Consider the following 13879-nt stretch of genomic DNA (forward strand, 5'->3'; position numbering starts at 1 on the left):
ATGCTGTATCTGGCGATTGTCTTCCTTCCGCTGCTCGGCTTTCTGATCGCGGGTCTGTTCGGCTCGTCCATCGGCGCGAAGGCGAGCGAGTATGTCACAACAGGTCTGATGATCGTGGTTGCGGTCCTCTCGTGGGTCGCGTTCACAACCGTCGCACTTGGTCATGGCGAAGCATTCAAGATTCCGGTTCTGCACTGGGTTGAGTCCGGCTCGCTGAGCTTCGACTGGGCCCTGCGCATCGATACGCTGACCGCCGTCATGCTGATCGTCGTCAACACGGTGTCGGCGCTCGTCCATACCTATTCGATCGGCTATATGCATCACGATCCGCATCGGCCGCGCTTCTTCGCCTATCTCTCGCTTTTCACCTTTGCCATGTTGATGCTGGTGACCGGCGACAATCTGGTCCAAATGTTCTTCGGCTGGGAAGGCGTGGGTCTCGCGTCCTACCTGCTCATCGGTTTCTGGTTCAAGAAGCCATCGGCCAATGCCGCTGCAATGAAGGCGTTCATCGTCAACCGCGTCGGCGATTTCGGTTTTCTTCTTGGTATTTTCTCGCTGTTCGTCCTGTTTGATACGGTTCAGTTCGATACGCTGTTCCAGTCCGCTGCCCAGTATCTTCCGGCAGAGGGAGCAGGGGATGGCAAGGTCGTCCTGAATTTCCTCGGCTATGCCCTTGGCAAGCAGGAAGCGATTACGGTTGCCTGTCTGCTCCTGTTCATGGGTGCGATGGGCAAGTCCGCGCAGTTCCTGCTGCACACCTGGCTGCCTGACGCCATGGAAGGTCCGACACCTGTATCCGCGCTGATCCATGCCGCAACGATGGTGACCGCAGGCGTGTTCATGGTTGCCCGCCTGTCGCCAATCTTCGAACTGTCGCATACGGCACTGATCGTGGTTACCATTGTCGGTGCAACGACTGCCTTCTTTGCGGCTACCGTCGGTCTGGTGCAGAACGACATCAAGCGCGTCATCGCCTATTCGACCTGCTCGCAGCTCGGTTACATGTTCGTGGCGCTTGGTCTTGGTGCCTATGGCGCCGCCATTTTCCACCTGTTCACGCACGCCTTCTTCAAGGCCCTGCTGTTCCTTGGTGCCGGTTCGGTCATTCACGCCGTTTCCGACGAGCAGGACATGCGTCACATGGGTGGTCTGCGCAAGCTGATCCCGCAAACCTACTGGATGATGGTTATCGGTACGGTCGCCCTGACCGGCCTCGGTATCCCCGGTACGTCGATCGGTACCGCAGGCTTCTTCTCCAAGGATGCGATTATCGAGTCGGCCTATGCTTCGACAAGCCCGGCTGCCGGCTATGCCTTCATCCTGCTGGTGATTGCAGCATTGTTCACCAGTTTCTATTCATGGCGCCTGATTTTCATGACGTTCCATGGCAAGCCGCGTGCGTCGCACGACGTCATGCATCATGTGCATGAATCGCCTTATGTCATGCTGGTGCCACTGTTCATCCTGGCCATCGGTGCACTGTTTGCCGGTGTCGTCTTCCGCGAATATTTCTTCGGCCATGAATATGCCGAGTTCTGGAAGGGCGCGCTGTTTACAGGCAAGGAAAACGAGATCCTCGAGCTGCATCACCATGTGCCTGCTCTGGTTGCTGCCTCGCCGTTCATTGCGATGCTCGCAGGCTTCATCCTGTCCTGGTACTTCTATATCCGCTCGCCGCAGACACCAGTCCGGCTTGCCGAGCAGCATCGCGGTCTCTACCAGTTCCTGCTCAACAAGTGGTACTTCGACGAACTCTACGACTTCCTGTTCGTGCGTCCGGCCAAGGCTCTTGGCAAGTTCCTTTGGAAGAAGGGCGATGGCTGGCTGATTGACGGCCATGGTCCGGATGGTATTTCGGCGCGGGTCGTGGATATCACCAGCCGCGTGGTGCGCCTGCAGACCGGTTACCTCTATCACTATGCGTTCGCGATGCTCATTGGGGTCGCCGCACTCGTCACGTGGATGATGCTCGGGAGCAACTTCTGATGACCGACTGGCCAATTCTATCGACTGTTACCTTCCTGCCATTGGTCGGTGCATTCCTGATCCTTCTGATCCGGGATGACAGTGAATCCGCGCGGCGGAATATCCGCAACGTGGCACTGTGGACGACAGTCATCACATTCCTGCTTTCCCTGCCGATCTGGTACTATTTCGACAAGGGCCATGCCGGTTTCCAGTTCGTGGAAAAACTAGCCTGGCTCGACTCCGGAATTTCCTATCATATGGGCGTGGACGGCATTTCGATGCTGTTCGTCATCCTGACGACATTCCTCATGCCGCTGTGCATTCTGGCCAGCTGGGAAGCTATCCAGACGCGCGTCAAGGAATACATGATTGCATTCCTTGTGCTCGAAACACTGATGATCGGCGTGTTCTGCGCGCTGGATATCGTGCTGTTCTACGTATTCTTCGAAGCTGTGCTGGTGCCGATGTTCATCATCATCGGTGTCTGGGGTGGCAAGCGCCGCGTTTATGCCAGCTTCAAGTTCTTCCTCTACACGCTTCTCGGCTCCGTACTGATGCTGCTGGCCATCATGGCTATGTACTGGCAGGCTGGCACGACTGACATTCCGACATTGCTCGCGCATTCTTTCCCTGTTTCCATGCAGACATGGTTGTGGCTGGCATTCTTCGCGTCCTTTGCCGTGAAGATGCCGATGTGGCCGGTTCATACCTGGTTGCCGGATGCGCACGTGGAAGCACCGACGGCTGCGTCGGCCATTCTGGCAGGCATTCTGTTGAAGCTCGGCGGCTATGGTTTCCTGCGCTTCTCGCTGCCGATGTTCCCGGTCGCGTCAGCGGACTTCGCGCCATTGATCTACACCCTTTCGGTTGTTGCCATCGTCTACACGTCGCTGGTTGCGCTGATGCAGGAAGACATCAAGAAGCTGATCGCTTACTCCTCTGTCGCCCACATGGGCTACGTGACCATGGGTATTTTCGCGGCCAACGAGCAGGGTATTCAAGGCGCGTTGTTCCAGATGCTGTCGCACGGTCTTGTTTCAGCCGCACTGTTCCTTTGCGTTGGCGTTGTCTATGACCGGACTCATACCCGTGAAATCTCTGCCTATGGCGGCCTTGTGAACAATATGCCGAAATATGCGGTGGTGTTTCTGATCCTGACGATGGCCAATGTCGGCCTGCCGGGCACATCGGGCTTCATCGGTGAATTCCTGACCTTGCTCGGTGTCTTCCGGGTCAACACCTGGGTTGCGCTGTTTGCAACAACAGGCGTGATTTTCTCGGCCGCCTATGCGCTGTGGCTCTATCGCCGCGTCGTGTTCGGTTCACTGGACAAGGAAAGCCTGAAGTCACTTCTGGATATGTCGCCGCGCGAAAAGCTGGTCGTCTACCCCTTGGTGATCCTTACGATTTTCTACGGTGTTTATCCGATGCCCGTTTTCGATGCGACGGCGAGCTCGGTTCACGCCCTTATCAATCAATACAATAACGCGCTGTCCGCAGCCGCCACGCTGGCGCTGAAATAGCAGGAAGAGGCCAAGGCCGATGCAGACCGACATGATTGCCAACTTGACGCTTATGGCTCCTGAACTGCTCATCGCAGTGGGAGCTTTGGCTCTACTGATGATCGGGGCCTTCTCCGGTGAACGGGCGAATTCCGTGGTCAACGGGCTGGCGGTTGCCGTGCTGCTTGCAGCATTGGCGCTCGTTGTCCTGTTCCCGCATGATGGCCATGTCTTCGGCCGCGCCTTTGTCTCGGATCCGTTCTCGCGCTTCATGAAAGTGCTGACACTGGTCGGTTCCATTGTGACGCTTGTTATGTCGGTGGGCTTTGCCAAGGCAGAAAAATTCGACAAGTTCGAATTTCCGATCCTCATCCTGCTGTCGACGCTTGGCATGCTGCTGATGATCTCGGCCAACGATACGCTGTCGCTCTATCTCGGCCTCGAGCTGCAGTCCCTGGCGCTTTACGTTATCGCTGCAATCAACCGCGACAGTGCACGTTCGACAGAAGCTGGCCTGAAGTATTTCGTGCTCGGCGCGCTGTCATCAGGCATGCTGCTCTACGGTATTTCGCTTGTTTACGGCTTTACTGGCCACACCGGCTTTGAAGGTATCGCACAGGCGCTGGCGGGCGGTGAGCGTCAGCTCGGTGTTGTGTTTGGTCTCGTGTTCATCTTTGCCGGCCTTGCTTTCAAGATTTCCGCCGTGCCGTTCCACATGTGGACGCCTGACGTTTACGAAGGGGCACCAACCCCGGTTACAGCCTTCTTTGCGACTGCGCCAAAGATGGCAGCCATGGCGTTGCTGACCCGCGTTGCCGTCGAAACATTCCAGCCGATCACTCATGACTGGCAGCAGATCATCGTTTTCATCGCCATAGCGTCGATGGTTCTGGGGGCATTCGCTGCCATCGGCCAGCGCAACATCAAGCGCCTGATGGCCTATTCCTCGATCAGCCACATGGGCTATGCGCTTGTTGGCCTGGCTGCGGGTACGCAGGTCGGTGTGCGCGGCGTCGCGATTTACATGCTGATCTATCTGATCACGACACTGGGTGTGTTTGCCTTCATTCTGGCCATGCGCCGCAAACACGGCAACGTTGAACTGATCGAGGATCTGGCAGGACTGTCCCGGACCAATCCGATCATGGCGACGATCTTCACCATCCTGATGTTCTCGCTGGCCGGCATTCCGCCGCTCGCCGGGTTCTGGGGCAAGTGGTACACGTTCCTTGCGGCGATGCAGGCCAATCTTTATGCGCTTGCTATCATCGGCATCGTCGCTTCGGTTGTGGGCGCGTTCTATTATCTGCGCATCATCAAGATCATGTGGTTCGATGAACCGGTCGGCGAATTCGTGCCGGTTGCCGGTGAACTGCGTCTCGTGCTTGGTGTTTCAGGTCTGCTGACACTGCTCTATGTCCTTATCGGCGGACCAGTCAGCACCTATGCGGAAGCTGCCGCCAAGACGTTCTTCTGAGGCCGGGAACCCTGATCAATGGGATTCTCGCTCTCGCCACTGGCGCAGCAAAACGGTTTCAGGCTTGAGGCTTTTGACACGGTCGGCTCGACCAATGCCATTGCTCTGGAGCGTGCCCAGTCGGGCGATCCCGGTCGGCTGTGGATTGTTTCCAAGAAGCAGGAAAGCGGGCGCGGCCGTCGCGGCCGTGCCTGGGCTACGTCCCACGGTAACCTTGCGGCGTCATTGCTCGTTGTCGGCAGTTTCGAACTGAAGACGGCGGCAACGCTTGGCTTCGTCGCCGGGCTTTCCCTTGCGGACGCGCTTGACGCGGTTTGCCCGCAGGCCAATATTGCCGTCGGCGTGGATGGTGCAGGCTCCCGTAAAGAGCCCATGCAGATCGAGTTGAAATGGCCGAACGATGTTCTGGCCAATGGTGCAAAACTCTCCGGTATTCTGCTTGAATCGACCCAATTACCCGATGGTCGCTTTGCCATCGTGATTGGCATTGGCGTCAACGTGGTTGCTTACCCCGAGGATGTGCCGTATCCCGCAACGTCGCTGGCTAAGCTGGGCGCTACCTGCGACGCGGAGACATTGTTTCTGGCTCTGTCCGATGCGTGGGAAGAAAACAGCCGAATCTGGAACGAGGGGCGGGGTCTTGCGGATATTCGCAAGCGCTGGCTCAAGCGGGCGGCAGGAATTGGCAGCGAAGTTGCCGTACGTGTCGACGGCGCAGTGTTGCGTGGTATATTCGAAACAATTGACGAAGACTGCCGTTTCGTCATACGCGATAATGATGGAGAACGGGTGAAGATTGCTGCCGGCGATGTTCATTTCGGAGCAGTTGCATCGGCAAGTGCCGGATAGCCGGTTGTAAGGAGTATAAATGGCAAATTCCGATCAGGCGGAGCTTGTGTTCCTGCCTTTAGGCGGTGTTGGTGAAATCGGGATGAATCTGGCCTTGTATGGCTATGGCCCCGGGCACAAACGCGAATGGGTCGTCGTCGATATGGGCGTCACCTTTGCCGGACCGGATCTTCCAGGCGCTGATCTTGTGCTTCCCGATATCCGTTTTCTGCAGGCTGAACGGCATAATCTCAAAGGCATTGTGATCACACATGCCCACGAAGACCATTACGGCGCGCTGCTCGACCTGTGGCCGATGCTGAATGTGCCTGTCTACGCAACGCCGTTCACCGCCGGATTGCTCGACGCAAAACGCCAGTCGGAACCGGGGGCGCCGGATATTCCGGTCACGATTTATCGCGCCGGAGAGAAATTCAACGTTGGCCCCTTCGAGTTCGAAGCGCTCGCGGTCACCCATTCGATCCCTGAACCGGTCTCATTGGCGATAAAGACGCCGCTGGGCACCGTGATTCACACGGGTGACTGGAAGATGGACCCTGAACCATCATTGGGACCGTTGATCGACGAAGCACGTTTCCGTGCACTCGGCGATGAAGGCGTTCTGGCCATGATGTGCGATTCCACCAACGCGCTGCGCGAAGGTGAATCGCCCTCTGAACGCGAAGTCGGAGACAGCCTGCGGGATATCATCGAGAATGCCCGTGGCCGCGTGGCGATCACGACGTTCTCGTCCAATGTCGGGCGTATCCGTTCCATTGCGATTGCCGCACGCGATGCCGGGCGTCAGGTTCTGGTGCTCGGCCGGTCGATGAAGCGCATGATCGATGTGGCCAGCGAACTGGGTTATCTCGACGGTATTCCGGAATTCCTGTCGGAAGAGGACTACGGGTTCATTCCCCGTGAGAACATCGTCATTATCCTCACCGGCAGCCAGGGCGAGTCCCGCGCCGCGCTTGCCAAACTTGCCCGCGATGAGATGCGCAATGTGGCGCTGTCGGCAGGCGACACGGTCATTTATTCCTCGCGCACGATCCCCGGCAACGAAAAGCCCATCATCGAGACGAAAAATCTCCTGATCGAGCAGGGCATTCATATCATCTCCGATGATGATCAGCTGGTGCACGTCTCGGGCCATCCCCGCCGCAACGAGCTGAAGCGCATGTATGAATGGGTGCGCCCGCGCATTCTCGTGCCTGTTCACGGCGAGGCCGCCCATCTCGTGGCACAGGGTTCACTTGCCGCTATGGCGGGAATTCCCGAGGTGCCGCAGGTGCGCAATGGCGATATATTGCGGCTGGCACCGGGCAGGGCGGAAATCATCGATCAGGCCCCCTTTGGTCGTTTGATCAAGGATGGCAAGCTGATTGGCGACGAGGAAGAAATCGGCATCGTTGACCGCCGCAAATTGTCCTACGTTGGCCATGTCGCCGTGTCGATGCTGCTGGACGCCAAGTTCAATATCGTTGAAGACCCCGAAGTGGTGCCAGTCGGTCTGCCGGAGAACGATCGCGAGGGCGAACTGATTGAAGATCTGCTGTACGATGCGGCCGTTGGTGCGGTGCAGAGCATTCCACGCGAAAAGCGCAAGGATCTGGCGATGGTCCGCGAGGCGGTTCGCCGCGCCGTCCGTGCTGCCTCAAACGAGGTGTGGGGTAAGAAGCCGATCGTCACCGTGTTCGTAACCCGTACGTGAGGTAAGCGATGCTTGGCCGCCTGAACCATGTCGCTATCGCTGTACCGGATCTCGCCGCAGCGTCTGCGGTCTATCGCGATACGCTCGGTGCCAAACTCACGGAGCCGCAGGTTCTGCCGGAGCATGGAGTGACGGTTGTTTTCATCGACGTCGGGAACACCAAGATCGAGCTTCTCGAGCCTTTGAATGCGGATTCGCCGATCGCGGCTTTTCTTGCGAAAAACCCGTCTGGCGGCATGCATCACGTCTGCTACGAAGTGAACGATATTCTTGCGGCGCGAAATCAGCTAAAACAGCAGGGTGCCCGTATTCTGGGTGATGGCGAACCCAAAATTGGCGCCCACGGCAAACCGGTTCTCTTTCTTCACCCGAAAGATTTCAACGGGACGCTGATCGAACTGGAGCAAGTCTGACATGCCTATCGCGACTGGAATGGCGATCTATTTCATCTTCTGGTGGCTGACCCTGTTCACCGTTCTTCCGATTGGTCTGCGCACCCAGGCTGATGAAGACGACGTTACGCTTGGCACCACAGCCAGCGCCCCGCATAAACATCGCATGGGGCGGGTGTTTGTAATCACCACGCTTATCTCAGCCGTTATCTTTGCGATCTTCTACATCGTGAACCAGAAACTCGGTTTTGGTGTCGATGACATTCCGGTTTTCTTTCCGAAACTCGATTAAATTGTGCCCAAAATCGACTTTTGCTCGTATAGGCATTCCGCTTGGTGCGTGGTTCGACAAGCTCACCACGAGGGAGAGTGAGGATTGCAGGGTGCTATATTCTGCAATGCATCCGATTGCATGCAGCCGCCCAAGTTCCTCATGGAGAGCCACCACTCTCCCTCATGGTGAGCTTGTCGAACCACGCACCATGCTGATGCCAACGGGAAACTTCTCCAGCATTCACCGTTCAACCTTCAAGATCCCGTCGTATGCCGGTAATGCGATGATGTCTTGCCAAGACATCCCTGGCAGATGCCGGCAATACTGCCCATGCAGGATGCGAGACGGATAAGCGCTTCACTCGGGATGAACGGCGCGGTGATGGCATAGCTGCAAAGCTTGAAAATTCTCCCGGCAAGTGAGCCGGGAATGCGCAACACCGTCGCCGCCCGGCGATGGGCGAGTTTGGCGCAGGTCTCAACCGCGCTGTTGTCCCGATTCCGGCAGAAATGATAATGCAGCGTCAGGCGGTCCATGGGCACGGTCTCGTAGGCGATGGCATGCGGCGTCCAGCCGGTTCTTGCACCACGCTTCAGCGCCTCCCTGTACAGGCGCCAATCCTCGCCGCCAGCCAGACCAAGTGTGTTGTCAAAGCGCAGGCCGGTACGCCGGAAGAAGTCGAGGTTGCCCATCCAGCTTCCTGTTGCCAGCAGTATTTTATGCGCTTCGTTTCTTCCACGGCGCCAAAGGGCCTTCCGCTCGCTGTGCTGGTTGCGCCGGTCAAGGCCCGCCCAGACCAGTTTTGCCGAAAAAGAGGAATCGGGAGCAATAGGTGCACAACGCACCGGCGAGCCGACGATATCCAGATCGGATCTGTCCCGTTCGGCGAGCAACTCAATCAGCCAGCCCGGTTCAACCTGCTCATCGTCATCGGCGAAGGTCATCACGTCGTGATTGCCGACCAGTGCACATTCCAGTGCGCGATTGCGGGCGGACGCAATGCCCAACCGCGGTTCGACCTCATACTGAACGGATCGATCCGGCACGGCCGAACGAAAATGCTCGACAATGGCCTGAAGTGTGGCTTCCCCGTTGTTTTCAACGATGAGAAAATGCAGGTCCACCCCTTCTGGAACGCGCATTGCTGCATAGGAGGTCAGGAGGTTCTGCAGCATGCGCGGGCGATTACGCGTGATCGTGCTGACGCATATGCTGCGCTTGCGGGGCGTGACCGCGCCGTGTCTGTCTTCTGCCATGGTTCGTCCCCGAACAGTGAATGTCGCAGACGCGCCAATCCCCACGAATGGCGCACTGATCCTGCAGCGACGATTTAGCAGACGAACCTGAGCTGAACATTACGGCACCAGTCGTGTGCCGCTTCATAATGATGAAATGCTGCGAATCAAGATGGGGACCCGGCGGTGCGGTTTCTGCAGTTTTGGATTCATTAGTCTGGACACAGAAAATCAAATCCTCAACGGAAATCGCCAGTGTGGAGGATGTATGGGGTGCGCAAGTAGTTCGAAGATAGCATCGTAATAGTCTGATCAAGAATAGCTGTATAATAATTCAAGTTTAAAATCGTTTGGTAACCCGTTGTATTCTCACGACAAGACAAAAAAAATGCAAGGCTTTCGCCTTGCATTGTTAGATCGCGTCTGACCCTATTCCACTTGCGTGGTGGCTGCGTATTACCGCGCCAGGGTCACATCCTCCCAAGACTTTGACCGCGCTGGAAAGCAGAATTATTCTTACTTTCTCATTATGATTAAAAAAATAGCGGACTGCCTTCGAAATGTCACGAAAAATATTCGATACAGTCATTTTTTGCTTACAAATCTGGCAACGTAACAAAAGTGTCACAAATCTGAGGCGTGTCATTTGGCGTTGGCGGGTTCCCAACCCGCCGTTAAGCCGCTAAGAAACATTGCTGCGTCGCGGATTCACAAGGGTTGTGCTGGGCGCAACGACACTTGTGGTGGCGCATGATCCTTTCCGGAAATCAGCGACGATTTTTGGATTATACGCTAACTTTGCACTTGGTTTTGCCTGATTCTTCAAGCATTCAGGCTGTGTTTCAATTTGGTGATCTCAATGCGGCTTTCCCGTTATTTTCTGCCTATCCTGAAAGAGAATCCTAAAGAGGCGGAAATCGTCTCGCACCGGCTGATGCTGCGTGCCGGCCTGATCCGTCAGGAATCGGCCGGCATCTATGCCTGGCTGCCGGCAGGGCTGCGTATTCTCAATAAGGTATCCAATATCATTCGCGAGGAACAGAATCGTTCCGGCGCGATCGAATTGCTGATGCCGACGATCCAGTCCGCTGATCTGTGGCGTGAAAGCGGCCGTTATGACGCCTATGGCGACGAGATGCTGCGCATCAAGGATCGTGGCGACCGCGAAATGCTGTTCGGCCCGACCAACGAGGAAATGATCACCGAGATTTTCCGCGCTTACGTGAAGTCTTACAAGGACTTGCCGCTCAATCTTTATCATATCCAGTGGAAGTTCCGCGACGAGCGCCGTCCGCGCTTCGGCGTCATGCGTTCACGCGAATTCCTGATGAAAGATGCCTATTCCTTCGATCTGGATTTCGAAGGGGCGAAGGCGGCCTATAACCGCATGTTTGTGGCTTACCTCAGGACGTTCTCGCGTCTCGGCATCAAGGTCATCCCCATGCGGGCCGATACGGGACCCATCGGCGGCGACCTTAGCCATGAATTCATTATTCTGGCAGAGACAGGTGAAAGTCAGGTCTATTGCGACCGTGCTTATCTCAATCTGCCGGTTCCCGGTGCGGATACCAATTTCGATGATGACGCGCAGATCGCCGATATCGTGACCAAATGGACGGCGCCCTATGCGGCGACGGACGAAATGCACGATGAAGCAGCCTGGGATAAGGTTGGCTCATCCGAGCAGCTCGCCGCACGCGGCATCGAGGTTGGCCATATTTTCCATTTCGGCACCAAGTATTCCGAGCCCATGGGTGCCAAGGTCACCGGCCCTGATGGCAAGGAACATATGGTTTCCATGGGGTCCTATGGTATCGGACCGTCGCGTGTCATCGCGGCGATCATCGAGGCTTCCCATGACGAGAACGGCATCATCTGGCCGAAATCCGTTGCACCGTTCGGCGCGGGTATCGTCAACATGAAGCCGGGTGACGAAGGTTGCGATGCGGCGTCCGCCAAGATCTACGAAGCCTTGACCAATGCCGGTCTTGAGCCTCTCCTCGACGATACCGAGGACCGGCCGGGTGCGAAGTTTGCCAAGATGGATCTGATCGGCCTGCCGACGCAGGTGATCGTCGGTCCGCGCGGTGTTGCTGCCGGCGAAGTCGAAATCAAGGATCGCGCAACGGGTGAGCGTGAAACCCTGAGCATTGAAGCTGCAATCAACAAGCTTGCAGGCCCCACTGACATTCAGGCTGGAACTCTATGACTGAACCGGCCGTCACTGCTGTACAACCGGGTCCCAGGCCGTTCTCTGCCTATGAACGGATGATCGCGTGGCGCTATCTGCGCGCCCGCCGCAAGGAAACGTTTATTTCGGTGATTGCCGGTTTCTCCTTTACCGGCATCATGCTGGGCGTGGCGACGCTCATTATCGTCATGGCTGTGATGAACGGCTTCCGCAGCGAACTGCTGACACGTATTCTCGGCATCAATGGCCATGTCATCATGCAGCCCATGGATCGGCCGCTTGACGATTATGACAACGTGATCAAGCGCATCGATGCGGTCCCGGGCGTTTCCTTTGCCATCCCTGTCATCGAGGGGCAGGTGCTTGGACAGGGCAATGTCGGGCAGGGCACCGGGACGCTCGTGCGCGGCTTGCGTGAAGAGGATATCAACAAGCTGCAACTCGTCGCAAAGAACGTCAAACAGGGTACGTTTGCCAATTTTGACAAGGCAGGCGGCGTAGCCATCGGCACGCGTATGGCGGAAAATCTGGGCTTGGGCATTGGTGATAAGCTGACGCTGATGTCGCTGGACGGTGACGTGACGCCGCTCGGTGTTTCGCCTCGTGTCAAATCCTATCCCGTTGTGGCCATTTTCCAGATCGGCATGTCCGAATATGACGCGTCGATCGCGTTGATGCCGCTGGATGAGGCCCAGCTTTATTTCAATCAGGAAGGCAAGGTCCAATCCATCGAGATCTTTGCCAATAACCCTGACAATGTCGACGCGTTGAAAAAACCCATCGAGGATGCTGCACAGCGTCCATTGATGCTCACCGACTGGCGCCAGCGCAATGTGACGTTCTTCTCGGCACTCCAGGTCGAGCGCAATGTCATGTTCATGATCCTGACGCTGATCGTATTGGTCGCGGCCCTCAATATCATTTCCGGCCTGATCATGCTGGTGAAGGACAAGGGACGCGATATCGCCATTCTACGTACCATGGGCGCGACGCGAAACTCCGTTTTGCGTATCTTCCTGATGACGGGCGCAGCGATCGGTGTCACCGGCACGATTGCCGGCGTGGCCCTCGGTGTCCTCGTTTGCCTGAACGTCGAGCGTATCCGGCAGTTCTTCTCGTGGTTGTCTGGTACGACCCTGTTCAACCCTGAACTTTATTTCCTGAGCACATTGCCCGCCAAGATGGATTTCAACGAAACCTTCACGGTTATTCTGATGGCGCTTGTCCTTTCATTTCTGGCAACGCTTTTCCCCGCCTGGCGTGCAGCCAAGCTCGATCCTGTTGAAGCCTTGAGGTACGAATAATGTCAGCCGGGCCTATTCTTCAGCTGACCAGTGTCGGCCGCCGGTACAATGAGATCGACCGGGAACTCGTTATCCTCGATGATGCCAATTTTTCCCTCGGCAAGGGTGAAATGGTGGCACTTGTCGCCCCATCAGGTGCCGGCAAGTCGACGCTTCTGCACACGGCGGGTCTGCTTGAACGGCCTGATAATGGCGACGTGATTCTGGACGGCCGTGCCTGTGGTTCGCTGTCCGATGAAGAGCGCACGGCCATTCGCCGCAATGATGTCGGTTTCGTCTATCAGTTTCATCATCTCCTGCCGGAATTTTCCGCGCTTGAAAATGTGATGATGCCGCAGATGATTCGTGGCATGAAACCGCGTGTCGCGTCCGAACGGGCCCAGCAATTGCTTGACTACATGAAGGTGGGGGCACGCGCCTCGCATCGCCCGTCCGAACTCTCCGGTGGTGAGCAGCAGCGCGTGGCTATCGCTCGCGCGGTTGCCAACGCCCCGCTTGTGCTGCTCGCAGACGAACCTACCGGCAATCTTGATCCGGTGACGTCCTCCTATGTGTTTGAGGCGTTGGAGGCACTCGTGCGCCAGTCCGGCCTGTCAGCGTTGATCGCCACGCACAATCAGGAACTTGCCCGCCGTATGGATCGCCGCGTTACACTGAAAGACGGCAAGATCGTCACGGTCTCCTGACCCTGATGCAGCGGACGCAGCCTAAGGCTGCGTCCGCTTGCAGGCTGTATCCTGGGCCGTCCCGCGTCTGTTTTACCCTCTGTTAAGAAATCAACAACCATAGCGCTGATGGTGTGTTTTGCACGCTTGACTTTGGAACAAAAAAAGAACAAAACAGAGACATAGAGCAAACGAAGAAGGGTTTTACCGATGAGCGAACTTTTCCAGGATGTCATGTCATTCGTTACAGTCAGTCTGTTTATTGCGACATTCGCAATGTGGGTCAGCGTTATCTAGAAAAATCGGGATCGTGACGGCGCGATCGG

General features: G+C 56.5%; 11 protein-coding genes. 10 read left to right on the forward strand and 1 reads right to left on the reverse strand.

The window, feature by feature from the left end; translation table 11 throughout:
• The 7 genes from nuoL to FHW16_RS19085 are packed head-to-tail and all read left to right on the forward strand — an operon-like array spanning position 1 to position 8176.
• Complete coding sequence (gene nuoL / locus FHW16_RS19055) at positions 1-1989, forward strand: NADH-quinone oxidoreductase subunit L (RefSeq protein WP_182550874.1); 1989 nt, start codon at positions 1-3, stop codon at positions 1987-1989.
• On the forward strand, positions 1989-3494 hold the full coding sequence (locus FHW16_RS19060) for an NADH-quinone oxidoreductase subunit M (RefSeq protein WP_182550875.1): 1506 nt from the start codon (positions 1989-1991) through the stop codon (positions 3492-3494). The genes nuoL and FHW16_RS19060 overlap by 1 nt, the downstream gene beginning before the upstream one ends.
• A 19-nt stretch (positions 3495-3513) precedes the next feature.
• The gene (gene nuoN, locus FHW16_RS19065; protein ID WP_182550876.1) at positions 3514-4950 is read left to right on the forward strand and encodes an NADH-quinone oxidoreductase subunit NuoN; all 1437 of its coding nucleotides are present in this window, start codon (positions 3514-3516) and stop codon (positions 4948-4950) included.
• Positions 4951-4968: 18 nt separating this feature from the next.
• Positions 4969-5799, forward strand: coding sequence for a biotin--[acetyl-CoA-carboxylase] ligase (locus tag FHW16_RS19070; RefSeq protein ID WP_182550877.1), 831 nt, complete (start codon positions 4969-4971; stop codon positions 5797-5799).
• A 19-nt stretch (positions 5800-5818) separates the two neighbouring features.
• Positions 5819-7492, forward strand: coding sequence for a ribonuclease J (locus tag FHW16_RS19075; protein WP_182550878.1), 1674 nt, complete (start codon positions 5819-5821; stop codon positions 7490-7492).
• Between the two features lie 8 nt (positions 7493-7500).
• The gene (gene mce, locus FHW16_RS19080; RefSeq protein WP_182550879.1) at positions 7501-7905 is read left to right on the forward strand and encodes a methylmalonyl-CoA epimerase; all 405 of its coding nucleotides are present in this window, start codon (positions 7501-7503) and stop codon (positions 7903-7905) included.
• A 1-nt stretch (position 7906) separates the two neighbouring features.
• Positions 7907-8176, forward strand: coding sequence for a DUF1467 family protein (locus FHW16_RS19085; protein WP_182550880.1), 270 nt, complete (start codon positions 7907-7909; stop codon positions 8174-8176).
• 236 nt (positions 8177-8412) lie between these two features.
• Here the strand turns inward: FHW16_RS19085 and FHW16_RS19090 are convergent, their stop codons facing one another.
• Positions 8413-9414, reverse strand: a complete 1002-nt coding sequence (locus tag FHW16_RS19090) for a glycosyltransferase (protein ID WP_182550881.1) — start codon at positions 9412-9414, stop codon at positions 8413-8415.
• 838 nt (positions 9415-10252) lie between these two features.
• On the opposite strand from FHW16_RS19090, the gene proS reads away from it, so the two are divergent.
• From proS to FHW16_RS19105, 3 genes are read left to right on the forward strand one after another with little or no spacing between them, the layout of a single operon-like run.
• A complete protein-coding gene (gene proS, locus FHW16_RS19095) occupies positions 10253-11602 on the forward strand; it encodes a proline--tRNA ligase (RefSeq protein WP_182550882.1) in 1350 nt (449 codons plus the stop codon).
• Positions 11599-12888 carry a lipoprotein-releasing ABC transporter permease subunit gene (locus tag FHW16_RS19100; RefSeq protein ID WP_182550883.1) on the forward strand — a complete coding sequence of 430 codons (1290 nt, stop codon included), beginning with the start codon at positions 11599-11601 and terminating at the stop codon, positions 12886-12888. The genes proS and FHW16_RS19100 overlap by 4 nt, the downstream gene beginning before the upstream one ends.
• Positions 12888-13574 (forward strand): ABC transporter ATP-binding protein, encoded by a 687-nt coding sequence (locus tag FHW16_RS19105; protein ID WP_182550884.1) that lies wholly within the window; start codon positions 12888-12890, stop codon positions 13572-13574. Before FHW16_RS19100 ends, FHW16_RS19105 begins: the two co-directional genes overlap by 1 nt.
• Positions 13575-13879 lie beyond the last annotated feature (305 nt).

Source organism: Phyllobacterium myrsinacearum, from assembly GCF_014138285.1.
In the GTDB taxonomy this organism is placed as follows: Bacteria; Pseudomonadota; Alphaproteobacteria; order Rhizobiales; family Rhizobiaceae; genus Phyllobacterium; species Phyllobacterium myrsinacearum_A.

What these genes read in the sequence shown, in the direction of transcription:
- FHW16_RS19100 (WP_182550883.1), top strand. Translation starts at nt 11,599, where the DNA reads ATGACTGAACCGGCCGTCACTGCTGTACAACCGGGTCCCAGGCCGTTC.
- FHW16_RS19090 (WP_182550881.1), bottom strand. Translation starts at nt 9,414, where the DNA reads ATGGCAGAAGACAGACACGGCGCGGTCACGCCCCGCAAGCGCAGCATA.
- mce (WP_182550879.1), top strand. Translation starts at nt 7,501, where the DNA reads ATGCTTGGCCGCCTGAACCATGTCGCTATCGCTGTACCGGATCTCGCC.
- FHW16_RS19060 (WP_182550875.1), top strand. Translation starts at nt 1,989, where the DNA reads ATGACCGACTGGCCAATTCTATCGACTGTTACCTTCCTGCCATTGGTC.
- proS (WP_182550882.1), top strand. Translation starts at nt 10,253, where the DNA reads ATGCGGCTTTCCCGTTATTTTCTGCCTATCCTGAAAGAGAATCCTAAA.
- nuoN (WP_182550876.1), top strand. Translation starts at nt 3,514, where the DNA reads ATGCAGACCGACATGATTGCCAACTTGACGCTTATGGCTCCTGAACTG.
- nuoL (WP_182550874.1), top strand. Translation starts at nt 1, where the DNA reads ATGCTGTATCTGGCGATTGTCTTCCTTCCGCTGCTCGGCTTTCTGATC.
- FHW16_RS19075 (WP_182550878.1), top strand. Translation starts at nt 5,819, where the DNA reads ATGGCAAATTCCGATCAGGCGGAGCTTGTGTTCCTGCCTTTAGGCGGT.
- FHW16_RS19105 (WP_182550884.1), top strand. Translation starts at nt 12,888, where the DNA reads ATGTCAGCCGGGCCTATTCTTCAGCTGACCAGTGTCGGCCGCCGGTAC.
- FHW16_RS19085 (WP_182550880.1), top strand. Translation starts at nt 7,907, where the DNA reads ATGCCTATCGCGACTGGAATGGCGATCTATTTCATCTTCTGGTGGCTG.
- FHW16_RS19070 (WP_182550877.1), top strand. Translation starts at nt 4,969, where the DNA reads ATGGGATTCTCGCTCTCGCCACTGGCGCAGCAAAACGGTTTCAGGCTT.